The sequence below is a fragment of the Geodermatophilus sp. SYSU D00766 genome, from assembly GCF_054049915.1.
On record NZ_JBJGYI010000012.1, the window covers coordinates 1 to 25,872 of the forward strand.

Here is a 25,872-nt window from a genome sequence, read left to right on the forward strand (position 1 = left end):
CCCCCCCCCCCCCCCCCCCCCCCCCCCCCCCCCCCCCCCCCCCCCCCCCCCCCCCCCCCCCCCCCCCCCCCCCCCCCCCCCCCCCCCCCCCCCCGGGTCCCGTCAGGCCTGGTGCGGGATCTTGTACGGAGCCGTCGCGCCGGCGTCGATCACCATCGTGGTCCCGGTGACGTAGCGGGACTCGTCGGAGGCCAGGTACAGCACGGCGTTGCTGATGTCGACCGCCTCGATCCAGGGGACCGGCAGGGCGTTGAGCGGCTTGAACGCCTCCTGGGCCTCCTCCCGGCTGAGGCCCTGCTGGCCGGTGAACAGCTCGTAGATGGCCGGGTTCTGGATCATCGGGGTGTCCACGGTCGTGGGGTGCACCGAGTTGACCCGGATCCGGTGCGGCGCCAGCTCCACGGCCAGCGCGCGCATGAGCCCCACGACCCCGTGCTTGGCGGCCGTGTAGTGCGCCAGGTTGGCGAAGGCGATGAGCCCGGCCGTCGAGCTGGTCAACACGATCGAGCCACCCCGCCCGGCCTCCACCATCGCCGGCGCCGTGGCCTTCACCGTCTTCCACACCCCGGTCAGGTTGACGTCGACGACGTCCTGCCACTGCTCCTCGGTGAGCTCGAGGGCGGGGGCGAAGCTGCCGATCCCGGCGTTGGCGCAGACGACGTCGATGCGGCCGAGCTGCGACAGCCCCTCGTCGACGGCGCGCTGCAGCGCACCGAGGTCGCGGACGTCGGCCTGCTGGGCGACGATCCGCCGGTCGAGCGCCTCGACCGCCTTGACCGTCTCCTGCAGGTCGGCCTCCGTCGCACCGGGATACGGCGTGGTCCCTACGTCCTCGCAGAGGTCCACCGCCACGATGTCGGCGCCCTCCTCCGCCAGGCGGACGGCGTGCGCGCGGCCCTGCCCGCGCGCGGCACCGGTGATGAACGCGACCTTCCCCTCGACCCGTCCCACGGGAACCCCCCTGCGTCTCGGGGTGCACCCCGGTGGCAACCCCGGTGCCGCGACACTGTGATCCAGATCACGGGCAGGGGTCAAGCCCCGGTCCGCTGCGGGCTCAGCGGGCCTCGGGGTCGGCGCCGAGGACCGCCCGGCCGCCGTCGACGGGGAGGACGGCGCCGCTGACGAAGGCCGCGGCCGGGGACAGCAGGAACGCGACGACGTCGGCGACCTCGGCCGGCGTGCCGACCCGCCCCAGCGGGTGGAGGTCGGCGAGCTGCGCGTCGACCGCGGGGTGGGCGGCCCGGAACTCCTCGAGCCGGTCGGTGGCGACGGTGCCCAGCGCGACGGCGTTGGCCCGGATCCCGTCGGGCCCGTGGTCGACGGCGACGGCGCGGGTCAGGCCCTCGATCGCCGCCTTCGCCGTCGCGTAGGGCAGCGCGCCGCGGACCGGCCGCTGTGCCTGGTGCGAGGACACGGTGACGATCGCCCCGGCCCGGCCGTGCGCCAGGAGGTGGCGGACGGCGACCGAGCAGCTCGTCAGCGCCGGCGCCAGGTTCGCGGTGACCAGGTCGAGCACCTCGGCCGCGGGCGCGGAGGCGAGCGAGGCGTCGCGGAAGACCGCGGCGTTGGCCACCCACCCGGTCAGCGGGCCGGCCGACTCCGCCAGGGCGGCCGCGCGGACGAGGACCGCCGGGTCGCGCGCGTCGCCGCTGACCAGGCGCACCCGCTCGTGCGTCCAGCCCAGGCCGGCGGCGGTGTCCACCACGACCACCTCGCCGTCGGCGGCCAGCCGCTCGGCGATGGCCCGCCCGACGCCCTGCGCTCCGCCGGTCACGACCGACGACGGCCGGGTCACCACCTCAGAACAGGCGCTGCAGGCGCCAGGCCGCCAGCCCCAGCCCGCCGAAGAGCAGCAGCGCGGCGATCCGCACGAACCAGTAGGACACGTCCTGCGGCTCGGTGGTGTAGCCGATCTGGCTGCCGAGGTCGTCGTAGACGGCCTCGAGCTCGGCGCGGGTGCGGGCCTCGTTGTACTGGCCGCCGGTGTCCTCGGCGATCTGCCGCAGCGCGTCGCGGTCGATCGGCACCGGCGTCACCTCGCCGCCGATCTCGATCGAGCCGTAGTCGGTGCCGAACGCGATCGTCGAGACCGGCACCCCGGCGCCCTGCGCCGCGGCGATCGCCTGGGTGTTCTCGCGGCCCACGGTGTTGTAGCCGTCGGACAGCAGCAGGATCCGCGCCGGCGGCAGCTCCTCGCCCTCCCCTACGTCGAGGGTGGACTGGAAGGTGCTGATCGCGGTGAGCGAGGTGAAGATCGCCTCGCCGATCGCCGTCGCCTCCGACAGCTCCAGGTTGGCGATCGCCCCACGCACCTGGTCGCGGTCGGTCGTGGGCGTCACCAGGGTCGAGGCGGTGCCGGAGAACGACACCAGCCCGAGGTTGATCCGCTCCGGGAGGATGTCGACGAAGTCCGAGGCGGCGTCCTTCATCGCCTCGAACCGGCTGGGCTCGATGTCCTCGGCCTGCATCGACAGCGACACGTCCAGCGCCAGGACGACGGTGGCGGTCTCCCGCGGCACCCGCACCTCGGTGCTCGGCTGCGCCAGCGACAGCACCAGGCCCAGCAGCGCGGTCAGCGTCAGGCCGAAGGCGACGTGCCGCACCCACCCCGCCCGCTTGGGGAGGAGCCCCGCGGCCAGCCCGGTCTGGGAGAACCGGGCGGCGTACACCCGCCGGCGCAGCTGCTTGACCACGTACAGCACGGCCAGGGCGACGGCGGGGACGAGTGCGAGCAGCCACAGCGGTGACTGGAAACTCACGAGCGGACCTCTCTGGGGTTCGGGGCGGTCACCGCGACGCCCCTCCGGAGCCGGCGCGCCGGCGGTCGGCGACGAACCGGACGACGTCCATCAGCCAGTCGCGGTCGGTGCGCAGCTGCAGGTGGCCGGCGCCGGCCCGGCGCAGCGCGGCGGCGATGGCCCGCCGCTGCTCGGCCGCGCCCTCGGCGAACCGGGCGCGGAACCGGGGGTCGCCGGTGGGCACCTCCAGGGTCTGCCCGGACTCGGGGTCGCGCACCGTGAGCAGGCCGACGTCGGGGAGCTCGAGCTCGCGCGGGTCGACCACCTCGATGCCCAGCAGCTCGTGGCGGGCGCCCAGCCCCCGCAGCGGGCGCTCCCAGTCCAGGTCGCCGAGGAAGTCCGAGACCACGACCACCAGCCCGCGGCGGCGCGGCGGGCGGCGCAGCGCCTCCAGGGCCGCGGCGAGGTCGCCGCGGCGGCCGGTGGCGGCCCGCGGCGTGGCGACCACCCCGCGCAGCAGCCGGTCGGCGGCCAGCCGGCCGGCCTGCGCCGGGTAGCGGTCCACCCGCTCGCCGGTGGTGACGACGGCGCCGAGCCGGTTGCCGCCGCGCACGGTCAGGTGGCTGACGGCGGCGAGCCCGGCGATGGCCAGATCGCGCTTGTCGCACAGCCCCGTGCCGAAGTCGAGGCTGGCGGAGAGGTCGACCACGGCCCAGGTCTCGAGCTCGCGGTCGGCGATCGTCTCGCGGACGTGCGGCACCTGGGTGCGGGCGGTGACCGGCCAGTCCATCCGCCGGACGTCGTCGCCGGGGTGGTAGGTGCGCGAGTCGCCGGCCTCGCTGCCCGAGCCCGGCACGAGGCCGAGGTGGTCGCCCTGCAGCAGCCCGTCGAGCCGCCGCCGCACGGTGAGCTCCAGCCGCTGCAGCAGCACGTCGGCCGGGCCCTCGCCGAAGTGGGGTGGGGAGGCGTCGCCGTCGCCGGGGTCGATCCCCGAGCCGGGGGTCCCCGCGCCCGACGGCACCGCGCCCGCCGGCACGGCGCCCGCCGGTGCGACGGCCCCTGGTGTGACGGCCGCCGCCGTCCCCGCCGCGGCGGGCTCCTCGGCCCGCCGGCGGCCGCGCCGCCGGATCACGCCTGCGGAGCGCCCGGCACGTGGCCGTTGCCCCCCGGCGCACCGGCGCCGGGCCGGCCGTTCTGCGCCGGGCCGTTCGGGGACACCGCCCCGCCGGGGCCGGCCGGGCCGTTCGGCACCGGGCCGCCGGGACCTCCCGGGCCGCCGGGCACGGGACCGCCGGGCACGGGGCCGGCCGGGTAGCCGGGCGGGCCGTAGGGCGCCACGCCCTGCGGCGGGCCGTACTGCGGCGCGCCGGGCGGCGGGACGGCCGGGCCACCGGGTGCGGCCGGGCCGTAGCCGGCGGCCCGCTGGCGCGGGGTCACCTGCGGCAGCGGCACCGTCTGCAGGATCCGCTTGACCACGTGGTCGGCCGGGACGCCGTCGGCGAGCGCGTCGTAGGAGAGCACCAGCCGGTGGCGCAGCACGTCGGCGGTGACGTCGAGGACGTCCTGCGGCAGCACGTAGTCGCGGCCGCGGACCAGCGCCAGCGCCCGGCCCGCGGCGATCAGGCCCAGCGAGGCGCGGGGGCTGGCGCCGTAGGACACCCACGAGGCGACGTCGTCCATGCCGTGCTCGCGCGGCTGCCGGGTGGCGACGACCAGCCGCACGACGTAGTCGACCAGCGCGTGGTGCACGAAGACCTGCGAGGCGGTGCGCTGCATGCGGCGCAGGTCGTCCGGGCCCAGGACGGTCTCGGCCTGCGGCGGCGTCGAGCCCATCCGGTAGATGATCTCGCGCTCCTCCTCCGGGCTCGGGTAGTCGACGAGCACCTTCATGAGGAAGCGGTCGCGCTGGGCCTCGGGCAGCGGGTAGACGCCCTCGGACTCGATCGGGTTCTGCGTGGCCAGCACGAGGAACGGGTCGGGCAGCGGGTGGGTGACGCCGCCGATGGAGACCTGCCGCTCGGCCATGACCTCCAGCAGCGCCGACTGCACCTTGGCGGGCGCGCGGTTGATCTCGTCGGTGAGGACGAAGTTGGCGAACACCGGGCCCAGCTCGGTGTCGAAGGCGTCCTGCCCGGCCTTGTAGATGCGGGTGCCGAGGATGTCGGCCGGCACCAGGTCGGGCGTGAACTGCAGCCGGGCGAACTTCCCGCCGACGACGGTGGCCAGCGTCTCGACGGCGAGGGTCTTGGCCACGCCCGGCACACCCTCGAGGAGCACGTGCCCGCGGGCGAGGAGGGCGACCAGCATCCGCTCGACCAGGCGGTCCTGGCCGACGATGACCCGCTTGATCTCGAACAGCGCCCGTTCCAGCCGCGCGGCGTCCGCCGACGGCGGGACCGGGGCACCGGCGGCGGTGGCGCCGGCGGGCTTGTCGAGCGGGGTGCTGGCGGTGGTCACGAGGCTCCTCGGGTGCCGGTTCACGGCCTCCGGATCCGGAGCGGGGCTCCCCGGGGAGGCCGGTGACGGGGCCTGCCGCCCGTCCCGCGGCCAGTGTCCCACCCCGGCCCGGGGATCCGTCCGGCGTGCGCGGCGCCGCGCCGCCCGGGGTGTCAGGCGGGACACGCCGGGGAAGGACACGGACGCGCCGCCCGGGCACGCCCTTCCCCCTCCACCTCGCGCCCGCTGGCTGCTAGCGTGGGCGCTGCGTCGGGCAGCTCCCCCCGTGGCTGCCCGACGCCCTACTGTCCCGGTCGGTGCGGCTCAGGCCGACGGCCGGACCGCGCCGAAGTAGCTGCTGCCGAACCACATCGGCGCCACCCGGACGACGTCGCCGCTCTGCGGGGCGTGCACCACCTTGCCGTCGCCGATGTAGAGCGCCACGTGGTAGATCGACAGGTACGAGCTGCCCGAGCCCCAGAAGACCAGGTCCCCGGGGCGCAGGTCGCCCCGCGCGACGGTCTTGCCGCGGTTGTTCCACCACTGGTCGCGGCTGGTGCCGCCGATCTGGATGCCGGCGCGGGCGTAGGCGTACTGGGTCAGCCCCGAGCAGTCGAAGCCCCAGATGCGGGTGTCCGGCGGGATGCCGTAGCTCGGGCCGTTGCTGCCGCCGCCGCCCCAGCTGTAGGGCAGGCCGCGCTGGGACAGCGCCGCGTCGATGGCCCGCTGCGCCGCCGAGGCCGACGGCGCGCCGGCCGACGTCGACGCCGGCGGTGCCGGGGTGCCCGCCGACGAGCCGGAGGAGCCCGAGGACCCCGACGAGGACCCCGATGAGGACCCCGAGGAGGACCCCGAGGAGGGCCCCGAGGGCGTGCTCGGCGCGGACGGCGCCGGAGCGGACGGCGCGGACGGAGCGGGCGCGGGCGCGCTGCTCGACGGGGCGGCCTGCGGGGCGGGCGCGGGCGCCGGGGCCGGGCGCGACGCCGCCGCGCGGGCGGCCTCGGCGGCCGCGGCGGCGGCCGCAGCCGCGGCGGCCTCGGCGGCGTCCTGCTCCTGCTGCAGCTCGGTGACCTCCTGGCCGGCGGCCGCGGCCTGGGCGGCGAGCTCGTCGCGCTGCCCGGCGAGGGCGGCGGTCTGCTCGCGGGCGGCCAGCTCCTGGGCCTGCGCGCCCTCGAGGGCCGCGGCGGCCTCGGCCTGCAGCCCCTCGGCCCGCGCCGAGGCCGACTGCGCGTCCTGCTGGGCGACGACGGCCTGCTCCTGCAGGACGACGAGCTCACCGACGACGTCGACGCGGTGGGTGCCGGCCGCCTCGAGCAGCGCGGCGCGCTCGATCAGCTGGGCGGGGCCGCCGGCCGACAGCAGCGCGGCGGTGCCGGGCGCGGTGCTGCCCTGGATGTAGGTGTCGCGGGCGTAGTCGGCGACCTGGGCCCGGCCGGTGGCGACCTCGGCGTCGGCCTGCGCGGCGGCGGCCGTCGCGGCCTCGGCGGCGTCGCGGGCGGCCTCGTAGGCGGCCTGCGTCTCCTCGTAGTCCTGCAGCGCGATCTGCGCGCCCTGGTGGGCGGCCGCCGCGGCGGCCTCGGCCTCGGCCAGCTGCGCGCTGAGCACGCCGACCTGCGCGGCGGCGGCGTCACGGGCGGCCTCGGCGGCGGCGATCTCCTCGTCGGTGGGCGCGGCGGCGGCCGTGCCGGGGGTGAGGCCGGCGACGGTGAGCGCGGCCAGCGCCGTCCCCACCGCCCGCAGCGCCCAGCGGTGATGTCGCGTGCGCGTTCCCGTTCCCACGTGCCGACCCCTCCCGGTGCGCCGGCGTCGCACACCGGGCGCTCGTCTCCGGGCGCCCGTCCGGGCGCCACCCGGACCGGGGATCGACCGGTCCGGGTGACCTCCGGAGGGGTCGGCGGGCCGATCTCCCCCGCAGGGGGGAGGTCGCCTGCCTAGTTCACCTGGCGCCCGCCAGCCTGCCAGAAGGGCTCGCGCAGCTTGAACTTCTGGATCTTGCCGGTGGCGGTGCGGGCCAGCTCGTCGCGGAACTCGACCCGCTTGGGCGTCTTGTACCCGGCCAGCCGCGACCGGCAGTGGGCGATGATCTCCTCGGCGGTGGCGCTCTGGCCCTCGCCGAGCACGACGATCGCCGTCACCAGCTCCCCCCACTTCTCGTCGGGGATGCCGATGACGGCGACCTCGGCCACGGCCGGGTGGCTGAAGACGGCGTCCTCGACCTCGATGGAGGAGACGTTCTCGCCGCCGGTGATGATCACGTCCTTCTTGCGGTCGGAGATCGTCAGGTAGCCGCCGTCGTCGATGCTGCCGCCGTCGCCGGTGTGGAACCAGCCGCCCTCCAGCGCCTCGGCCGAGGCGTCGGGGTTGTCCCAGTAGCCGGCCAGGACGGTGTTGCCCTGGGCGAGCACCTCGCCGGAGTCGCTGACCGCCAGCCGGGTGCCCAGCGCGGGGACGCCGGCGCGCGAGAGCCGCTGCGCGCGCTCCTCGGGCGGGAGCTCGTCGTACTCCGCGCGGGGCCGGTTGATGGTGAGCAGCGGCGCGGTCTCGGTGAGGCCGTAGATCTGGTTGAACTCCCAGCCGAGCTCGGCCTCCACGCGGGCGATGGTCTTCGACGGCGGCGGGGCGCCGGCCACGACGATCCGCACCCGGTCCCGGCCCGGGATCTCCCCGTCCCAGGTCGCGGCGGCCTCGAGGACGGCGTTCCAGACGGCGGGGGCGCCGGCCATCATCGTGACGCCGTGCCGCTCGACGCGGCGCAGGATCTCCGCGCCGTCGACCTTGCGCAGCACCACCTGGCGGGCGCCGACGCCGGCCATCGTGTACGGCAGTCCCCAGCCGTTGCAGTGGAACATCGGCAGCGTGTGCAGGTAGACGTCGCGGTCGCTCACCTGCATGTGCATGCCGAAGGTGACCGCGTTGACCCAGATGTTGCGGTGGGTCATCTGCACGCCCTTGGGCCGCGCCGTCGTACCGCTGGTGTAGTTGATCGTGGCGGTGGCGTCCTCGTCGGGCTCGCCCCACGGCCGCGGCTCGGCGTCGAAGGCGAGCAGCTGCTCGTACTCCTCGCCGGTGCCGAACCGGTGCTCGGCCTGCACGGCCTTGAGCGAGGTCTCCAGCTCCGGGTCGACCAGCAGGACCTTCGCGCCCGAGTGCCCGACGATGTAGGAGACCTCCTCGGGGTTGAGCCGGAAGTTGACCGGCACCGCCACCCGGCCCGACGACGGGACCGCGAGCAGCACCTCCAGCAGCCGTGCGGCGTTGTGGCTGACGATCGCGACCCGCTCGCCCTCCCCCACCCCGAGCGCGTCGAGGCCGGCCTGCAGCGCGCGGCCGCGGCGGGCGAACTCCCGCCAGGTCGTCTCGCCCACCGGCGGCGCGGGCTGGTCCGGCTCGTCGACGACGCCGATCCGGTCGCCGTAGACGAGCTCGGCGCGGTCGAGGAAGTCGCGGGTGGTCAGGGGCACGCGCATGCCGGGCTCCCGGTGGCCAGGGCCGACCGGGGAGGCCGGTCGGCCGCTCGACGTGGTCCCCGTCACGCTAGCCGCCTCCGCGACGATCAGGTGACCTGATCGTGCAGCGTCCTCCCGCACGGTGGGCGGTGCGGGAGGACGCGCTGCGGTGCGGGAGGACGCGCTGCGGTGCGGGAGGACGTGCGGCGGTGCGGGAGGACGTGCGGCGGTGCGGGAGGACGGCGTCAGCCGGCCGTGGCGAGGACGGCCCAGGCCACCGCGGCGGTCCCCGCCGTCGCGGCGAGCGCGCGGACGGTGTCGGCGTGGCAGAGCCGGCGGTGGGTGACGGGGTCCCACCCGTGGCCCAGGTGCCGGTGCAGCGGGACGGCGAGCAGCGCGGTGACGGCGAGGACGAGCGCGAGGCAGGCGCCACCGACGAGCACCGGCAGCAGCGGCGTCCCGGCCGGCCGCGCCGCCAGCAGCCACAGCGTGGTGACGCCCTGCCCGGCGAACAGCGGACCCACCACCCGGCTCACCCGCCGCTGGTGCGCCCGCTCGTAGGCGGGGAACGCGTCGGGCGGCACCAGCGCGAACTGCGGGTAGACCAGCGCGCGCACGGTCCACTGGAACCCGGCGTAGGCCGCGGTCAGCGCCAGGTGGACGACGAGCAGCGTCACTGCTTTAGCGGCTCGCCGCGCCAGGTGAGGCTCTGCGCGTCGAGCTCGCGCAGCAGCGGATCCCCCTCGGCGAGCACCCGCTCGGCCAGGGCGACCGCGCCGGCGAGCTGCTCGTCGGACAGCTGCGCGAACACCGGGGACCGCCGGCGGTCGAGCACGTCGTACCAGCGGCCCCCGACGGCGTGGTCGAGCACGATCCGCCCGAAGCAGTGGTCGTTCGTCACCACCCAGCGGCCCGCGCGGGCCCGCCGCGGCAGCTCGCGCAGCACCAGCTCGCGGTAGCGGGCCTCCAGGTCGGCGCGGGTCACGCCGCCGTTCCCAGCAGCCGCGGCAGCGCCGTCGAGATGGGCTCGCGGACGACGAGGTCGGCCAGCCCGTCGTAGGGCGTGGGCTCGGCGTTGACGATGACCACGCGCGCGCCGTGCGCCGCGGCGACCTCGACCAGCCCCGCGACCGGGTACACCACCAGCGAGGTGCCGACGGCGAGCAAGACGTCGCAGTCGCCGGCCGCCTGCGCCGCGGCGTCGAGGACCCGCTCGTCGAGGGCCTGCCCAAAGCTGACCGTCGCCGACTTGAGGATGCCGCCGCAGACCAGGCAGGCGGGGTCGTCCTCGCCGGCGTCGAGCCGGGCCAGGGCGCTGTCCATCGAGGTGCGGTCTCCGCAGGAGAGGCACTCGACGGCGTGCACCGTGCCGTGCAGCTCGAGCACTCCTCGCGGCGAGGACCCGGCGGCCTGGTGCAGCCCGTCGACGTTCTGGGTCAGGAGTGCCCGCAACCGGCCCTGCCGCTCCAGGTCGGCCAGCGCGCGGTGCCCGGCGTTCGGGGCGACGTCCGCGGCGCGCATCCCCGCCCGCATGCGCCATGCCTTCCGCCGGATCTCCGGGTCGGTCACGTAGTAGGACAGCGTCACGAGCTTCTCGGCGTCGGGGTCGCGGGTCCACACGCCGTTCGGGCCGCGGTAGTCGGGGATGCCGCTGTCGGTGGAGATGCCGGCGCCGGTCAGCACGGTGATCCGGCGGGCGCCGGTGAGCCAGTCCGGGAGCGGGTCGGGCACGGCGCCGGTCACGTCGTCCACCGTAGGCAGCGGCGGGGCGGCCCGCGCAGGACCGGGCCACCGTCCTGGCTCACCCCCGCGCGTCCTGGCTCACCGCCCACCGTGAGCCAGGACGCAGCACGATCAGGTCACCTGATCATCCGCCGACGGCGGCCCTGAGACGCAGGTCACCCGGTGAGGGAAGGGTCGCCTCACCAGCGGATCACCGGCCCGGGCTGGGATGATGGCGGGTGGCATTCAAGCCCGATGGACTTCTCGAGGGTGAGGCGCAAGCAGTGGCAGCCAGCAAGGACAGCTTCGGCGCCCGGTCGACGCTCAGCGTCGCCGGCACCGACTACGACATCTACCGGCTCGACGCGGTCGAGGGCGCAGACCGGCTCCCCTACAGCCTGAAGGTCCTGCTCGAGAACCTGCTGCGCACCGAGGACGGCGCCGACGTCACCGCCGACCACGTCCGGGCGCTGGCGAACTGGGACCCCACGGCCGAGCCCGACCAGGAGATCCAGTTCACCCCGGCCCGCGTGGTCATGCAGGACTTCACCGGCGTCCCCTGCATCGTCGACCTGGCCACCATGCGCGAGGCCATGGCCGACCTCGGCGGCGACCCGAACCGGATCAACCCGCTCGCCCCGGCCGAGCTGGTCATCGACCACTCCGTCATCGCCGACGTCTTCGGCACCCCGGAGAGCTTCGAGCGCAACGTCGAGATCGAGTACGAGCGCAACGGCGAGCGCTACCAGTTCCTGCGCTGGGGCCAGGGCGCCTTCGACGACTTCAAGGTCGTCCCCCCGGGCACCGGCATCGTGCACCAGGTCAACATCGAGCACCTGGCGCGCGTGGTCTTCCCGCGCCAGGACGGCGACCGCGTCGTCGCCTACCCCGACACCTGCGTCGGCACCGACAGCCACACCACGATGGTCAACGGCCTGGGCGTGCTCGGCTGGGGCGTCGGCGGCATCGAGGCCGAGGCCGCGATGCTCGGCCAGCCGGTGTCGATGCTCATCCCGCGGGTGGTCGGCTTCAAGCTCACCGGCCAGCTGCCCGACGGCGCCACGGCCACCGACCTGGTCCTCACCATCACCGAGATGCTGCGCCAGCACGGCGTGGTCGGGAAGTTCGTCGAGTTCTACGGCGCCGGCGTCTCCGCCGTCCCGCTGGCCAACCGGGCCACGATCGGCAACATGAGCCCGGAGTTCGGCTCCACCGCGGCGATGTTCCCCATCGACGAGGAGACCATCGGCTACCTGCGGCTGACCGGCCGCTCCGAGGAGCAGGTCGCCCTGGTCGAGGCCTACGCCAAGGAGCAGGGCCTCTGGCACGACCCCTCCCGTGAGCCGGCCTTCTCCGAGTACCTCGAGCTCGACCTCGCCACGGTCGTCCCGTCGATCGCCGGGCCCAAGCGCCCGCAGGACCGCGTCACGATCGCCGACGCGAAGGCCTCCTTCCGGCAGGCGCTGCCCACGTACGCGCCGATCGAGGAGATGCAGAAGGACGACGACGACGCCCCGCGCGACACCGAGTCCGCCGTCGACGAGGCGTCCGAGGAGTCGTTCCCGGCGTCGGATCCGGTCAGCCCGTTCGCGCACGGCAACGGTGACGCCGGCAAGCCGCACCACGTCGTCCCGAACCGCGTCCCGGACCGCCCCTCCAAGCCCACCCGCGTGGTCCTCGAGGACGGCACCGAGACCACCGTCGACCACGGCCACGTGGTCATCGCGGCGATCACCTCGTGCACCAACACGTCCAACCCGCAGGTCATGATCGGCGCGGCGCTGCTGGCGAAGAACGCCGTCGAGCGCGGCCTGGCCACCAAGCCGTGGGTGAAGACGACGCTGGCCCCCGGGTCGAAGGTCGTCATGGACTACTACGAGAAGGCGCAGCTCACCCCGTACCTGGAGAAGCTCGGCTTCTACCTGGTCGGCTACGGCTGCACCACCTGCATCGGCAACTCGGGCCCGCTGCCCGAGCCGGTCAGCCAGGCGGTGAACGACGCCGACCTCGCCGTCGTCTCGGTGCTGTCGGGCAACCGCAACTTCGAGGGCCGGATCAACCCCGACGTCAAGATGAACTACCTGGCCAGCCCCCCGCTGGTCATCGCCTACGCGCTGGCGGGGTCGATGGACGTCGACCTGAACACCGACCCGCTGGGGCAGGACGCCGACGGCAACGACGTCTTCCTGCGCGACATCTGGCCCTCCCCGCAGGAGGTGCAGCGGGTCATCGACGAGGCGGTCTCCGCCGAGCAGTTCGGCCGCAGCTACGAGGACGTCTTCGCCGGCACGCAGCAGTGGCAGGACCTGCCCACGCCCACCGGCGACACCTTCGCCTGGGACCCGGAGAGCACCTACGTCCGCAAGCCCCCGTACTTCGAGGGCATGCCGGCGCAGCCGGCGCCGGTCGGCGACATCACCGGCGCCCGCACGCTGGCGGTGCTCGGCGACTCGGTGACCACCGACCACATCTCGCCGGCCGGCTCCATCAAGGCCGACAGCCCCGCCGGGCAGTACCTGCGCGAGCACGGCGTGGAGCGGCGCGACTTCAACTCCTACGGCTCCCGCCGCGGGAACCACGAGGTCATGATCCGCGGCACGTTCGCCAACATCCGGCTGCGCAACCAGCTGGTGCCCGGCACCGAGGGCGGCGTCACCAAGAACCACCTGACCGGTGAGACGACGACGATCTACGACGCCTCGCGGGCCTACCAGGAGCAGGGCATCCCCCTGGTCGTGCTGGCCGGCAAGGAGTACGGCTCGGGCTCGTCGCGCGACTGGGCGGCCAAGGGGACGGCGCTGCTGGGCGTCAAGGCGGTCATCGCCGAGAGCTACGAGCGGATCCACCGCTCCAACCTCATCGGCATGGGCGTGCTGCCGCTGCAGTTCCCCGAGGGCCAGAACCGCGAGTCGCTGGGCCTGACCGGCGACGAGGAGTTCACCATCACCGGGGTCACCGAGCTGAACGAGGGCCGCACGCCCCGCACGGTGAAGGTGAAGGCGGGCGACGTGGAGTTCGACGCCCGCGTCCGCATCGACACCCCCGGCGAGGCGAACTACTACCGCAACGGCGGGATCATGCAGTACGTCCTCCGCTCCCTCCGGCAGGGCTGACCCGGTGGACCTGGGCCTGGGCGGTCGCGGGTACCTGCTCACCGGCGCGAGCCGGGGGCTGGGCCTCGCGACCGCCCGGGCCCTCGTCGCCGACGGGGCGCGCGTCCTGGTCAGCTCACGCTCCGCGTCCTCGGTGGAGGCGGCCGTGGCGTCGCTGGGCGAGGGCGCCTCGGGTGTCGCCGCCGACCTCGCCGACCCGGACGCGGCCGAGCTGCTGGTCTCCCGGTCGCGGGAGGTGCTCGGGCGGGTCGACGGCGTGCTGGTCAGCGTCGGCGGCCCGGCACCGGGCGCCGTGCTGGAGACGCCGGAGGACGCCTGGCGCGACGCCGTCGACAGCGTGCTGCTCGGCCCGCTGCGGCTGGTGCGCGCGCTGGTGCCGCACCTGTCCGAGGGCGCCGCGATCGGCTTCGTGCTCTCGACGTCGGCGCGCCAGCCGATCGGGCACCTGGCCATCTCCAACGGGCTGCGGCCCGGTCTGGCCATGACCGCGAAGGCGCTGGCCGACGAGCTGGGCCCGCGCGGGATCCGGGTGGTCGGGCTGCTGCCCGGCACGATCGCCACCGACCGGATCACCGACATCGAGGCCGCCTCCGGCGACCCCGAGCGGATGCGGGCGCGCACCGAGGCCGGCATCCCGCTGCGCCGCGTCGGCGAGCCCGACGAGTTCGGCCGGGTCGCCGCCTTCCTGCTCTCCCCCGCCGCGTCCTACGTCACCGGCACGATGGTCGCCGTCGACGGCGGCGTCCTGCGCACTCCATGAAGGACCCTCTCGCCCCCCGCCCCTCGCACGCTCGCGGCGGGCCCCTGCGAGAGGGCCACGGGCCGGTGCTCGTCGCGTGTGCCCACGGCACCCGCAACCCGGCCGGGCGCCGGCTGGTCGCCGAGCTGGCGCTGGCCGCCCGCCGGCTGCGGCCGGGCCTGGTGACGACGGCGGCCTTCGTCGACGTGCAGCCGCCCACCGTCGCCGACGTCGTGGCGGGGCTGGCCGCCGACGGGCAGCCGGCGGTCGTCGTGCCGCTGCTGCTGTCGGGCGGCTACCACGTGCACGTCGACATCGCCGGGGCCGTCGCCGCGCACGACGCCGCCGTCGCCGCGCGGCCGCTGGGCCCCGACCCCCGGCTGGCCGCGGTGCTCGCCGACCGGCTGGTCGAGGCCGGCGCCGACCCGCGCGACCCGCTCACCGCCGTCGTGCTGGCCGCCGCCGGGTCGAGCGACCCGCGGTCGGTGGCCGACGTCGAGGACACCGCCGACCTGCTGCAGCGCTCGTGGGCCGGGCCGGTCACCACCGGCTACGGCTCGGCCGCGCAGCCGCCCGTCGCCGACGCCGTGGCCGCGGCGCGGAAGGGCGGCGCCGAGCGGGTCGTCGTCGCCTCCTACCTGCTGGCGCCCGGCCACTTCCACGGGAAGCTCGCCGAGGCCGGCGCCGACGTCGTCACCGCTCCGCTGCTGCCCGACGAGCGCCTCGCCGCCGTCCTGCTCGACCGCTACGACGCCGCCGTCGGCTGACCCGCCGGGCCCTGCTCACGCCTGCCAGCCGAGCGCCTGCTCCCCCACGACGAGCACCAGCACGAACACGGCCGCGGCGAGCACCGGCACCACCGGCGTCCACCACGAGCCGCGCAGCGCGAGGCGGACCAGCCACGCCGCCAGCGCCAGCCAGAGCAGCCACAGCGGGACCAGCACCGGACCGGGGACGACCAGGCCGCCGGCGAGGTAGAACCAGCCGACGGCCAGGTGGGCGAGCCCGGACAGCGCGGCGAGCAGGAGCGGTGCGGCGGCGGGGCGGGCGGTCCGGGTGGGCACGGCGGCAGCATGGCAGGGCCGCCGCCGGCTCAGGCCGGATCCGGTCCCGTGGCCACCGGGCGGGACGGGTCGTTCGACCACTGCGACCACGACCCCGGCCACAGCGCCGCCGCGATGCCGGCCTCGGCCAGCGCGGCCACCTCGTGCGCGGCGGTGACACCCGACCCGCAGTAGACGCCGACCGTCGTCCCCGGCCGCACGCCCAGCGCGGCGAACCGCTGCGCCAGGTCGGGGCGGAACGTCCCGTCGGGGCGCAGGTTGTCCGCCGTCGGGGCGCTCACCGCACCGGGCACGTGCCCGGCCCGCGGGTCGACCGGCTCGACCTCCCCGCGGTAGCGCTCCCCCGCCCGGGCGTCGAGCAGCACCCCGCCCGCGCCCGGCAGCGCCGCCGCCTCGTCGGCGCTGAGCGTGGGCACGCCCCCGCCGGGGAGCACCACGTCCCCCGGCTCGGGGACGACGTCGCCGGTCTCCAGCACACCACCCGCGGCCACCCAGGCGTCGAGGCCTCCGTCGAGCAGCCGGACGTCGGTGAGCCCGCCCCAGCGCAGCAGCCACCAGGCCCGCGCCGCGGCCAGGCCGCCGGTGGCGTCGTAGGCGACGACGGCGTCGCCGGTGCGGATGCCCCACCGGCGGGCCGCGGCCTGCAGGTCGGCGAGCGACGGCAGCGGGTGGCGGCCCTCCGCCGGCGACGGCGGCCCGGCGAGCTCGGTGTCGAGGTCGGCGGACACCGCCCCCGGCAGGTGGCCGGCCCGGTACCGCTCGCGGCCGCGGTCGTCCCCGAGTGCCCACCGGACGTCGAGCAGCACCGGCCGCGGGCCGGCCAGCAGCTCGCCGGCCCGCACCAGCACGCTCACCGCGCGGTGGCCAGCAGCCCGCGCAGCTCGGCGGTCAGCGCGTCCCGGGCGTCGCGGCGGCCCAGCCACGCCGCCGGGGTCGCCTGGAACAGCGTCGTCTTCCACCGGCCGCCGCCCTCGTCGACGGCGACCAGCGTGTGGATGCTGTGCAGGCCCGGGTCCACGTCGTCCTCCCCGGGCGGGATCATCCCGGCGTGCGCGTGCAGCACCGCCACGCCGTCGGCGATCGAGCGCACCGAGCGGACCAGGCCGACGTAGGTGGCCGTGGGGTGGCTGCCGAACACCCGCCGCAGGTCCGAGGCGATCGACAGCCGGCCGCTGACGGTCGTGCCGTCGTAGCCGACCATGTCGCCGTCGTCGGCGAAGACCGCGGCGACCGCCGCCCCGCTGCGCCGGTTCCAGCCGTCGACGAAGTCGGCGTACAGCGCGCGGATCTGGGCGTCGTGCGGGTGGGCGGACGTCACGGAGTTCCTCCTGGTGCAGCCGGTGCAGGAGGAACGCTAGTTGCTACGCCGCGTCGACCGTCCGACGCTCGCCGTCGGCGAACTGCGTCCGGTAGAGGTCGGCGTACCGCCCGCCGAGCGCCAGCAACTCCTCGTGAGTACCCGACTCCGCGATGCGACCGTCGTCGACGACGAGGATCCGGTCGGCGCTGCGGATCGTGGACAGCCGGTGCGCGATCACCAGCGACGTCCGGCCGGCCAGCGCGGTGTCGAGCGCGTGCTGCACCGCCACCTCCGACTCGCTGTCGAGGTGCGCGGTCGCCTCGTCGAGGATGACGATCCCGGGCGCCTTGAGCAGCACCCGCGCGATGGCCAGCCGCTGCTTCTCCCCGCCGGAGAGGCGGTAGCCGCGGTCGCCGACGACGGTGTCGAGCCCGTCGGGCAGCGCGGCGACAAGCGCGGCGATCCGCGCGCCGGTCAGCGCCGACCACAGCTGCTCCTCGGTGGCCTCGGGCCGGGCGTAGAGCAGGTTGGCGCGGATGGTGTCGTGGAACAGGTGCGCGTCCTGGCTGACGACGCCGATCGCGTCGCGCAGCGAGGCCAGCGTGGCCTGCCGCACGTCGACCCCGCCGATGCGCACCGCGCCGGCGGTGACGTCGTAGAGCCGCGGCACCAGGTTGACGATCGTGGACTTGCCGGCGCCGGAGTGCCCCACGAGGGCGACCAGCTGGCCGGGCTCGACGCGGAAGGACACGTCGTGCAGCACCGCCGTCGGCCCGCCGTGCTCGGGCAGCGACACGTCCTCCAGCGAGGCCAGCGACACGTCCGCGGCCGCCGGGTAGCTGAAGGAGACGGCGTCGAACTCCACCGACCGGTCGTCGGCGGGCACCGGCACCGCGTCGGGGGCCTCGGCGATCATCGGCGGCAGGTCGAGCACCTCGAAGACCCGGTCGAAGCTGACCATCGCGCTCATCACGTCGACCCGGACGTTGGACAGCGCGGTCAGCGGGCCGTAGAGCCGCGACAGCAGCAGCGCGAGCGCGACGACGTCGCCCGGGGACAGCGAGCCGGAGAAGGCCAGCCAGCCGCCGAGGCCGTAGACCAGCGCGGTGGCCAGCGCGGCCACCAGGGTCAGCGCGGTGAAGAAGGTGCGGCCGTACATCGCCGACAGGACGCCGATGTCGCGGACCCGCGCGGCCCGGCCGCGGAAGCTCTCCGCCTCGGCCGCGGGGCGGCCGAACAGCTTGACCAGCAGGGCGCCGGCGACGTTGAACCGCTCGGTCATCGTCGCGTTCATCGACGCGTTGAGCCCGTAGGACTCCCGGGTGATCTCCTGCAGCCGGCGGCCGATGCGGCGGGCCGGCAGCACGAACAGCGGCACCATGACCAGCGACAGCAGGGTGATCTGCCACGACAGCGTGAACATGACACCGGCGGTGAGCACCAGGCCGATGACGTTGGAGACGACACCGGACAGGGTCGAGGTGAAGGCCTGCTGCGCGCCGACGACGTCGTTGTTGAGCCGGCTGACCAGCGCGCCGGTCTGGGTGCGGGTGAAGAACGCGACCGGCATCCGCTGCACGTGCTCGAAGACGCGGGCACGCAGGTCGTAGATCACGCCCTCGCCGATGCGCGCGGAGTACCAGCGGGTGGCCACCGAGATGGCCGCGTCGACGACGGCGAGGCCGGCGATGAACAGCGCGATCCGGACGATGCCGCCCGCGGTGCCGTCGAGGCGGGCGATGCGGTTGACGATGTCGCCGGCCAGCAGCGGGGTCAGCACGCCGATCACCGACGAGCCGACGACGAGCACCAGGAACGCCGTCAGCTCCCGCCGGTAGGGGCGGGCGATGCCGAGGATGCGGCGCACGGTGCCCTTGGGCAGCTGCCGCGAGGTCACCGAGGGGTCCCGGCGGAACGAGCGCATGGCCGCCATGGAGGTCATGGGACTGCTCATGGCACGACCTCCTCCCGGCCGGACGGGGACCGGCCGCTGGTGGAACAGCGGCCGGTCCCCGTCTGTTCCGGATCCCTCAGCCGCCCGCCAGCTCGGCCAGCCGACGCGCCTGGGCGGCGCGCTCGGCGGCGTCCTGCGCCTCCGGGGGGTTGCGGACGGCGGAGCGGACCAGCGCGGCGGTCTCCCGGACGGCGCCGGCCGGCGGGGCGGTCAGGGCCGCCACCAGCGTCGCGACCGCCCCGTCGAGCTCCCCCGCCGGGACGACGGCGTTGGCCAGCCCCCACGACAGCGCCTCGGCCGCGCCGACCGGCCGCCCGGTCACGCACACCTCCAGTGCCCGCGCGTAGCCCACCAGCTCGGCCAGCGTGCTCGTCCCGGTCAGGTCGGGCACCAGGCCGAGCGTCGCCTCGGGCAGCCGCAGCGACGCGTCCTCGGTGAGCACCCGCAGGTCGCAGGCCAGCGCCAGCTGCGCGCCGGCCCCGATGGCGTGGCCCTGCACCGCGGCCACCGAGACGATCCCCGGCGAGCGCAGCCACCGGAACCCGGCCTGGTAGGAGCGGATGCGCTCCTGGGCCTGGTCGGGCGGCAGGGCGCCGAGCTGGCCCAGCCCGCCGGCGGTCGACGGGTCGGCGCTGAACAGGCTGCGGTCCAGGCCCGCCGAGAACGACCGCCCCGAGCCCCGCACGACGACGACGCGCACGCCGTCGTCGAGCGAGGCCCCGACCGCCGCCAGCGCCGTCCAGGTGGCCGGCGTCTGGGCGTTGAGCTGCTCGGGACGGTCGAGGGTGACGGTGAGGACCGCGCCGTCCCGGCTGGTGCGGACCCAGCCCTCGGTGTCGACCGCCGTCACGCGGTCTTCTTGCTGTTCCGGTTGGCACCGCCACGGCTGCGCAGGGTGGCACCGGACTCCGACAGGAGCCGGTGCACGAACCCGTAGGACCGGTTGGTCGAGGTGGCCAGGGAGCGGATGCTCTCCCCGCCGTCGTAGCGCTTCTTGAGCTCGTCCGCGAGGGACGTGCGGTCCCCGCCGGTGATCCGCTTGCCCTTGCCGAGGTCCGCCGTGCTCGAGTCGGCCATGACTCCCCTCCGTCGCCGCCGTCCGCGCCGGCCGGTGCCGGCGCGCCGGGTGCTGGTCCGCGTGGTGCCGCCGTCCCCGTGACGCCGGCCTCCCCGTCCGATGATCACCCAGTCGGGCGACCTCGGCCAGGCGAGGCGGGATCTGCGGGTCGGGTCGCCGTCACCGGCCCTCCAGCTCCTCCCGCAGCCGGCGCGGGGCGCGGCACCACCAGGCCTCGGTGAGCACCTCCTCGAGGTCCTCGACGGTGGCCCGCTCGACGTGCGCGAGCACCATCGGGTGCAGCCCGTAGCCGGCGACGGTGAAGAAGACCCCGGGACGGGCGGACACCAGCGCGTCGACCACGCCGGGGTCGGCGGTGCGCAGGCCCAGGGCCGGGCCGGACGGCGCCCGGTCGCCGAGCAGCTCGCGCTCGCCGCGGCGCAGCACGCGTTCCCAGGCGAAGGCCCGGGCGCCCACCCGCCACGACCGGGTGCGCCCCTCGTCCTCGACGGCGCCGGGCAGGCCCAGCGCGATGCGCCGCACGTCCTCCCAGCTCGCCACGGGTCCCCGCCGCTGCGCTACGCCAGCTCGACGAGGTCGGCGAGGTCCTCGCTCCAGGCGTCCTCGGTGCCGTCGGGCAGCAGGATGACCTTGTCGGGGTCCAGCGCGCGGACGGCGCCCTCGTCGTGCGTCACCAGCACGATCGCGCCGGTGTAGGTGCGCAGCGCGTCGAGGACCTGCTCGCGGCTGGCCGGGTCGAGGTTGTTGGTCGGCTCGTCGAGCAGCAGCACGTTGGCGCCGGAGACGACGAGCGTGGCCATCGCCAGCCGGGTGCGCTCGCCGCCGGAGAGCGTCCCGGCCCGCTGGTCGACGGTGTCGCCGGAGAACAGGAACGCGCCGAGGATGCGCCGCAGCTCGGTGTCGGTGCTCTGCGGCGCGGCCGCGCGCATGTTCTCCAGCAGCGACCGGTCCATGTCCAGCGTCTCGTGCTCCTGGGCGTAGTAGCCCACCCGCAGCCCGTGCCCGGGCCGCACCTCGCCGGTGTCGGGCACCTCGGTGCCGGCCAGCATGCGCAGCAGCGTGGTCTTGCCCGCGCCGTTGAGCCCGAGGACGACGACCCGCGTGCCCCTGTCGACGGCGAGGTCGACGTCGGTGAAGACCTCGAGGGAGCCATAGCTCTTGCTCAGCCCCTCCGCGGTCAGCGGCGTGCGCCCGCACGCCGCCGGCGTCGGGAAGCGCAGCTTGGCCACCCGGTCCTGCTGGCGCACCGCCTCCAGGCCCGCCGCGAGCCGCTGGGCCCGCTTGTCCATGCTCTGCGCCGCCCGGGCCTTGGTGGCCTTGGCGCGCATCTTGTCCGCCTGCGCGGTGAGCGCGTCGATCTTGCGCTCGGTGTTGGCCCGCTCCTGCCGGCGGCGGCGCTCGTCGGTCTCCCGCTGCTGCAGGTAGGCCTTCCAGCCGAGGTTGTAGACGTCGACGGTCGCCCGGTTGGCGTCGAGGTGCCACACCTTGTTGACGACGGCGTCGAGCAGCTCGACGTCGTGGCTGATGACGACCAGGCCGCCCTTGTGCGCGGCGAGGAAGCCCTTGAGCCAGGTGATCGAGTCGGCGTCGAGGTGGTTGGTGGGCTCGTCGAGCAGCAGCGTCTCGGCGTCGGAGAACAGGATGCGGGCGAGCTCGACGCGCCGCCGCTGACCCCCGGAGAGGGTGCGCAGCGGCTGGCCCATCACCCGGTCGGGCAGGCCGAGGGCGGTGCAGATGCGGGCGGCGTCGCTCTCGGCGGCGTACCCGCCGAGGGCGGCGAACTGGTCCTCGAGGCGGCCGTAGCGGCGCACCGCGCGGTCGCGCTCGGCGTCGTCGGCGGGCTCGGCCATGGCCACCTGCGCCTTGACCAGCTGGGCCCTGAGGACGTCGAGACCGCGGCCGGACAGGACGCGGTCGGTGGCGCTGGTGTCGAGGTCGCCGCTGCGCGGGTCCTGCGGCAGGTAGCCGATCTCCCCGCCCACCTCGACCTTCCCGGCGTGCGGCAGGCGCTCGCCGGCGAGGGTGGTGAGGGTGGTCGTCTTGCCCGCGCCGTTGCGCCCGACCAGGCCGATGCGGTCACCGGCCTGCACGCGCAGGCTGATCTCGCTCAGGAGGATGCGGGCCCCGGCGCGCAGCTCCAGGCCGGTCGTGGTGATCACTGATCCCAGGGTAGGCGCCCGAACGCCGGAACCCGAGCGGATTGCCGGGTGACGTCCACAGCAGCCGGCGCCGTCCACAGCCGGGGTGAGATCGGTTCCGCCGGCGCCCGTCGCGCGTCACCATCCCGGCCATGAGCACGCCGACCTGGGCACCACCCTGCCCCGTCTGCGGGACGCCGGCCGTGCCGGCACCCGCGCCCTGCCCCACCTGCGGGCTGCCCGCGGTGGCGCAGGCGGCGACGGTGGTGGCGCGGCTGGGCGCCACGATCGACGAGTTCGCTCGCGAGCGCGACGCCCTGCTGGCCACGCTGCGCCAGGCCGCCCGCACGGCGCCTCCTCCCGCACCGGCACGGGTCCCGGTCGTTGCCCGCGTGTCGGACCCGCCGGTCCCCGCGCCGCCGGCTCCCCGGCCGACCGCGCCGCCGCGGCCGCCGCGCCCCCGCCTGAGCCCGCAGCAGGTGCTCCTCGGGCTCGGTGCGCTGCTGGTGGTCGCCGCGGCCGTCGCGTTCGTCGCCGTGGCCTGGACGCGGCTGGGGGTGACCTTCCAGGCCGTCGTGATGGGCACGGTCACCGCCGCGGCGTGCGCCGCGTCGGCGGTCGCCGCCCGGCGCGGGCTGCGGGCCACCGAGGAGGCCCTGGCCGCGGCCGGCGCCGCCCTGCTGGCCGTCGACCTCGGCGCCGCCCACGCGCTGGGACTGGCGGGCGCCGACGCCGTGCCGCTGCGGCTGTGGAGCGGGCTGTCCTGCGTCGTCGTCGGCGGTGCCGCGCTCGCCCTCGGCCGGGCCACCCGCAGCACGGTCACCTGGCCGCTGGTCGCGCTGCTCGTCGCCCAGCCCGCCGGCTGGCTGCTTCTGCCCGCCGGGCTCGCCGACGGCGCGGCGGGGATGGCGGTGCTGCTCGGCACCGCGCTGCTCGACGTCCTCGCGCTGCTGCTCCTGCGCCCCGCGCTGCGGCCGGTGGCGCAGGGCCTCGCCGCGCTGGGAGCCGCCGCCGGGGTGCTGCTGGGCGTGCCGCTGGCCTGGGACGGCGCACCGCTGGACTCCTGGCTCGCCACCGCCGTCCTCGCCGCCGCGGCCGCCGGCGCCGTCGCGCTGCTGCGCGAGCCCCGCACCGCCGCACACCTGCCCCCGCCGCGGGTGGTGTCGGGCGCGGCCGCCGCGATCGCGGCCGCGGCCCTCGCCGGGTCGCTGGCGGGTCTCGGCGTCGGCGGGGCGGTCGTCGCGGCCGGGCTGGGCCTGGTGCTGCTGACCGCGGCGGCCCCGCCGGCCACGGCCGCCACGGCGCTTGCCGCGCTGGTCGGCGCGGGCGGCGTCCTGGCAGGGGCCGGCGCGGCAGTGCTCGCCGAGGAGGGCCGCAGCGGCCCGCTGGCCCTGCTGGTGCTGGCCGCCGCCGTCCCCGCGGGGCTCGCCGCGGTGCTGCGCCCGGGCGTGCGGCCGGCCGCCACGGGCGCCGCGCTGGCCGCGCCGGGCCTGGCGGTGCTGGTGGCGCTGGAGGGCGACCTGCTCGGCCCGGTCCCCGCCGCACTGCTGCTCGCGCTGGTCGGCGCGGCGTCCTTCGCGGTCGCCGCGCTGCGCGCCCGGTTCCCGGAGGAGGCCGCCGCCGCGCTCGCCGGCACCCTGGCCGGCCTCGCTGCGGGGCTGGTCGCGGCCGACGCCGGCGCGTGGGGGCAGCTGGCGGTCGACCTCGCCGTCGTCGGCGCGGCCGCCGGCTGCTACGCCGTCGTCGCCCGCCGGCAGCCGGTCGCCGTGCTGGCGGTGGCCGACCTCGTCCTGGCCTGCTGGATCGCGGCGGCCGGCGCCGACGTCGGCACGCCGGAGGTCTACACGCTGCCCGCCGCCGCGGGCCTGCTCCTCCTGGCGGTCCCGGCGCTGCGGACGGGCGCGGTGTCCTGGGCCGCGGAGGGTCCGGCGGTGGCGGTGGCACTGCTGCCCTCGGCGCTGGTCGTGGTCGACGAGCCGACGGCCCTGCGGCTGGTCGGCGTCGTGGCCGTCGCCGCCGGGCTGACCGTCGCGGGCACGCTCACCCACCGGCAGGCGCCCTTCGTGGTGGGCGCCGCGGCGCTGGCGGTCGTCGTCCTCGGGCGGCTGGCGCCCTACGCACCGCTGGTCCCCCGCTGGGTCACGCTCGCCACGGCGGGGTTGCTGCTGCTGGTCGTGGGCGCCACCTACGAGCGGCGGCGCCAGCAGGCGCGGGAGGCGGTCGCCTGGGTGGCGCAGATGCGCTGAGCGGCCCCAACCTGGGGCCGTGCACCAGCGAGGGGAGGACCGGTGACGCCGGACGCGCGGCTGCCCCGGCTCCCCTACGCCGGCCCCCCGGGGCGCGTGCCCGCCGCCCCGGCGCCGCCGCTGCCGTCGCGGCTGCGCCCGCCGCAGGTGCTGCTCGGCGTCGGGGTGGTGCTCCTGGTCGCCGTCGGGCTGGCCGGGCCCGCGCTCGCCGGGCCGGCCGGCCGGGTCGGCGTGCTGCTGCTGGCGCTGCTGGTCGCCTGCGCCTCGGCGCTGGCCGCGCGGTCGCGGCTGCGCAGCACCGAGGAGGCCTGCGCGGCGGCCGCGGCGGCGCTCGCGCTCACCGGCGCCGGCACCGGGGACCACCCGCTCGAGGGCGGCCCGCTGCCGGCGCTGGCGGTGGCGGCCGTGCTGGTGAGCCTGCGGGTGCTATTCCCCCGCCCGCTGAGCTGGCCGCTGGCGGCGTGGGTGGCGGTGCAGGTGGCCGCGCTGCGGTCGCTGTCCCTCGCCGAGGGCGGGGCCCCGCGCACCGCGCTGCTGCTCACCGTCGCCCTCGCCGGGCTCGCCGTGACCCTGGCCGCGCGGCCCGCGCTCGCGCGCATCGCGCTCGTCACCACCGGGCCGTGGTGGGTCACCGGCGTCGCGGGCGGGCTGGTCACGGCCGCCACCGCCGACGGCCCGGCGCGCTGGCTCGCCGCGGGGCTCACGGTGGCGGTGGCGGCAGCGCTGCTGCCGGTGCGGCTGGTCCGGGCGGTCGAGCCGCTGCTCGGCCCGCCGCGGCTGGTGCCCGTGGTCGCCGGGCTCGCCGCCGGCGGCGCGGTCGGGGCGGCGCTGTCCACCGGCGACCCGGTGTCGCTGCCGCTGGCCGGGGAGCTCGGCGTGCTGCTGGTCAGCGTCGCCGCGACCGTGCTGGGCGGCTGGCGGCGGGGCCTGCTGCTCCCCGCGGCCACCGCCGCCGGCAGCACGCTCGTCGTGCTCGCGGTCGGGCAGCTCGCGCTGGCGGCCCGGTGGACGGCACTGGTGGTCCTGCTGCTGCTCACCGCGCTGCCCGTCGCCGGGGTGGCCGCGCTGCGGCGCGACGAGCGGCCCACGGCCCTGCCCACGGCGGCCGGCTGCCTGGCCGCGGCCGCGCTGCTCGCCGTCCCGGCCGGCCTGCTCCCGCCCGGCGGCGCCGCGGTGGCCCTCACCGGGCTGTACGCGGTCACGCTCGCCGGCCGGCCGGCGATGGACCCGGACGTGCGCGGCCCCACCGGCACCGTCGGGGCAGTGTGCGCCGGCGCCGCGCTGGCGGTGGTCGCCGTCGACGCCGCCTGGAGCCAGCTCGCGCTGCACCTGGCCGTGCAGGGCGTGCTCACCTGCGGCTGGGCGGCGCTGCTGGCCCGCGAGGCGCGCGGCGGCGACCGGGACGGCGGGCCCGAGGAGGTCGCGACCTGGCGCACCGGCGCCGCCGAGCTGGTGGCGGCGGCCTGGACGGCGGCCGCGCTGGCCGGCGCGGCCGCGGTCGAGGCGTGGAGCCTGCCGGCCGCCGTGGGCCTGTGGGTGGCCGCGGGGCCGCGGCTGCTGCACGGGCCGTCGTGGCCGGCGTGGGGTCCGGGGCTGGTGGTCGCGGCAGTGCCCTCGACAGTGGCGGCGGTGGTGCTGCCCGGCGCGCTGCGCCCGGTGCTGGTGCTGGTCGCGGCCGCGGCGGTCATGGCCCTCGGCGCACGCACGGCGGTCCGCGCGGCCCTGCTCACCGGCGCGGCCACCGCGGTCGCGCTGGGCGTCGGGCTGGCCGTCGTCGCGCTGCCCCTGCCGCTGGGCGGGGCGCTGGTCGTCGGCGCCACGCTGCTGGCCATCGGCGCCCGCCGCGAGCTGCGCCCGGTGGCCGGGTTCGGCGCGCGGCTGTCGGAGATGCGCTGACC

23 protein-coding genes are annotated in these 25,872 nt (G+C 76.7%); 5 read left to right on the plus strand and 18 right to left on the minus strand.

Going from position 1 to position 25,872, the window contains the following annotated elements:
- Positions 1 to 102 precede the first annotated feature (102 nt).
- The 10 genes from ACI8AD_RS11405 to ACI8AD_RS11450 all read right to left on the minus strand — a co-directional run bounded on the left by ACI8AD_RS11405 (position 103) and on the right by ACI8AD_RS11450 (position 10,363).
- Entirely contained in the window at positions 103 to 951 is an 849-nt protein-coding gene (locus ACI8AD_RS11405) for a mycofactocin-coupled SDR family oxidoreductase (RefSeq protein WP_456870636.1), read from the minus strand.
- Between the two features lie 103 nt (positions 952 to 1,054).
- On the minus strand, positions 1,055 to 1,774 hold the full coding sequence (locus tag ACI8AD_RS11410) for an SDR family NAD(P)-dependent oxidoreductase (protein ID WP_456870637.1): 720 nt from the start codon (positions 1,772 to 1,774) through the stop codon (positions 1,055 to 1,057).
- 25 nt (positions 1,775 to 1,799) lie between these two features.
- Positions 1,800 to 2,759 carry a VWA domain-containing protein gene (locus ACI8AD_RS11415; protein ID WP_456870638.1) on the minus strand — a complete coding sequence of 320 codons (960 nt, stop codon included), beginning with the start codon at positions 2,757 to 2,759 and terminating at the stop codon, positions 1,800 to 1,802.
- Between the two features lie 28 nt (positions 2,760 to 2,787).
- Positions 2,788 to 3,870 carry a DUF58 domain-containing protein gene (locus tag ACI8AD_RS11420; RefSeq protein WP_456870639.1) on the minus strand — a complete coding sequence of 361 codons (1,083 nt, stop codon included), beginning with the start codon at positions 3,868 to 3,870 and terminating at the stop codon, positions 2,788 to 2,790.
- Positions 3,867 to 5,195 (minus strand): AAA family ATPase, encoded by a 1,329-nt coding sequence (locus ACI8AD_RS11425; RefSeq protein WP_456870640.1) that lies wholly within the window; start codon positions 5,193 to 5,195, stop codon positions 3,867 to 3,869. Before ACI8AD_RS11425 ends, ACI8AD_RS11420 begins: the two co-directional genes overlap by 4 nt.
- A gap of 303 nt (positions 5,196 to 5,498) precedes the next feature.
- A complete protein-coding gene (locus ACI8AD_RS11430) occupies positions 5,499 to 6,953 on the minus strand; it encodes a C40 family peptidase (protein WP_456870641.1) in 1,455 nt (484 codons plus the stop codon).
- A gap of 152 nt (positions 6,954 to 7,105) precedes the next feature.
- Positions 7,106 to 8,641: an AMP-binding protein gene (locus ACI8AD_RS11435; protein ID WP_456870642.1), complete on the minus strand. Its 1,536-nt coding sequence runs from the start codon at positions 8,639 to 8,641 to the stop codon at positions 7,106 to 7,108.
- Between the two features lie 224 nt (positions 8,642 to 8,865).
- Positions 8,866 to 9,297, minus strand: coding sequence for a DUF1772 domain-containing protein (locus ACI8AD_RS11440; protein WP_456870643.1), 432 nt, complete (start codon positions 9,295 to 9,297; stop codon positions 8,866 to 8,868).
- A complete protein-coding gene (locus ACI8AD_RS11445) occupies positions 9,294 to 9,605 on the minus strand; it encodes a hypothetical protein (RefSeq protein ID WP_456870644.1) in 312 nt (103 codons plus the stop codon). The genes ACI8AD_RS11440 and ACI8AD_RS11445 overlap by 4 nt, the downstream gene beginning before the upstream one ends.
- Entirely contained in the window at positions 9,602 to 10,363 is a 762-nt protein-coding gene (locus tag ACI8AD_RS11450) for an SIR2 family NAD-dependent protein deacylase (protein ID WP_456870645.1), read from the minus strand. Before ACI8AD_RS11450 ends, ACI8AD_RS11445 begins: the two co-directional genes overlap by 4 nt.
- 263 nt (positions 10,364 to 10,626) lie before the next feature.
- On the opposite strand from ACI8AD_RS11450, the gene ACI8AD_RS11455 reads away from it, so the two are divergent.
- The 3 genes from ACI8AD_RS11455 (at position 10,627) to ACI8AD_RS11465 (ending at position 14,961) form a co-directional block, all read left to right on the plus strand.
- Positions 10,627 to 13,455, plus strand: a complete 2,829-nt coding sequence (locus tag ACI8AD_RS11455; protein WP_456870646.1) for an aconitate hydratase — start codon at positions 10,627 to 10,629, stop codon at positions 13,453 to 13,455.
- A gap of 4 nt (positions 13,456 to 13,459) precedes the next feature.
- Positions 13,460 to 14,215 (plus strand): SDR family oxidoreductase, encoded by a 756-nt coding sequence (locus ACI8AD_RS11460; protein WP_456870647.1) that lies wholly within the window; start codon positions 13,460 to 13,462, stop codon positions 14,213 to 14,215.
- 65 nt (positions 14,216 to 14,280) lie between these two features.
- Positions 14,281 to 14,961: a sirohydrochlorin chelatase gene (locus ACI8AD_RS11465; protein WP_456870648.1), complete on the plus strand. Its 681-nt coding sequence runs from the start codon at positions 14,281 to 14,283 to the stop codon at positions 14,959 to 14,961.
- 15 nt (positions 14,962 to 14,976) lie between these two features.
- On the opposite strand, the gene ACI8AD_RS11470 is transcribed toward ACI8AD_RS11465, so the two are convergent.
- From ACI8AD_RS11470 to ACI8AD_RS11505, 8 genes are all read right to left on the minus strand, one after another.
- On the minus strand, positions 14,977 to 15,258 hold the full coding sequence (locus ACI8AD_RS11470; RefSeq protein WP_456870649.1) for a hypothetical protein: 282 nt from the start codon (positions 15,256 to 15,258) through the stop codon (positions 14,977 to 14,979).
- 29 nt (positions 15,259 to 15,287) lie between these two features.
- Positions 15,288 to 16,112 (minus strand): sulfurtransferase, encoded by an 825-nt coding sequence (locus ACI8AD_RS11475; protein WP_456870650.1) that lies wholly within the window; start codon positions 16,110 to 16,112, stop codon positions 15,288 to 15,290.
- On the minus strand, positions 16,109 to 16,576 hold the full coding sequence (locus tag ACI8AD_RS11480) for an SgcJ/EcaC family oxidoreductase (protein WP_456870651.1): 468 nt from the start codon (positions 16,574 to 16,576) through the stop codon (positions 16,109 to 16,111). Before ACI8AD_RS11480 ends, ACI8AD_RS11475 begins: the two co-directional genes overlap by 4 nt.
- Positions 16,577 to 16,619: 43 nt before the next feature.
- Entirely contained in the window at positions 16,620 to 18,512 is a 1,893-nt protein-coding gene (locus ACI8AD_RS11485; RefSeq protein WP_456870652.1) for an ABC transporter ATP-binding protein, read from the minus strand.
- Positions 18,513 to 18,588: 76 nt separating this feature from the next.
- Positions 18,589 to 19,362, minus strand: a complete 774-nt coding sequence (locus ACI8AD_RS11490) for an enoyl-CoA hydratase/isomerase family protein (RefSeq protein ID WP_456870653.1) — start codon at positions 19,360 to 19,362, stop codon at positions 18,589 to 18,591.
- Positions 19,359 to 19,589: a helix-turn-helix domain-containing protein gene (locus ACI8AD_RS11495; protein ID WP_073420258.1), complete on the minus strand. Its 231-nt coding sequence runs from the start codon at positions 19,587 to 19,589 to the stop codon at positions 19,359 to 19,361. The genes ACI8AD_RS11490 and ACI8AD_RS11495 overlap by 4 nt, the downstream gene beginning before the upstream one ends.
- A gap of 160 nt (positions 19,590 to 19,749) precedes the next feature.
- Entirely contained in the window at positions 19,750 to 20,130 is a 381-nt protein-coding gene (locus ACI8AD_RS11500) for an MmcQ/YjbR family DNA-binding protein (RefSeq protein ID WP_456870654.1), read from the minus strand.
- A 17-nt stretch (positions 20,131 to 20,147) separates the two neighbouring features.
- A complete protein-coding gene (locus ACI8AD_RS11505; protein ID WP_456870655.1) occupies positions 20,148 to 21,749 on the minus strand; it encodes an ABC-F family ATP-binding cassette domain-containing protein in 1,602 nt (533 codons plus the stop codon).
- A gap of 131 nt (positions 21,750 to 21,880) precedes the next feature.
- On the opposite strand from ACI8AD_RS11505, the gene ACI8AD_RS11510 reads away from it, so the two are divergent.
- Entirely contained in the window at positions 21,881 to 23,974 is a 2,094-nt protein-coding gene (locus ACI8AD_RS11510; protein WP_456870656.1) for an SCO7613 C-terminal domain-containing membrane protein, read from the plus strand.
- 42 nt (positions 23,975 to 24,016) lie between these two features.
- Positions 24,017 to 25,870: an SCO7613 C-terminal domain-containing membrane protein gene (locus ACI8AD_RS11515; protein ID WP_456870657.1), complete on the plus strand. Its 1,854-nt coding sequence runs from the start codon at positions 24,017 to 24,019 to the stop codon at positions 25,868 to 25,870.
- The last annotated feature ends 2 nt before the right edge of the window (positions 25,871 to 25,872 follow it).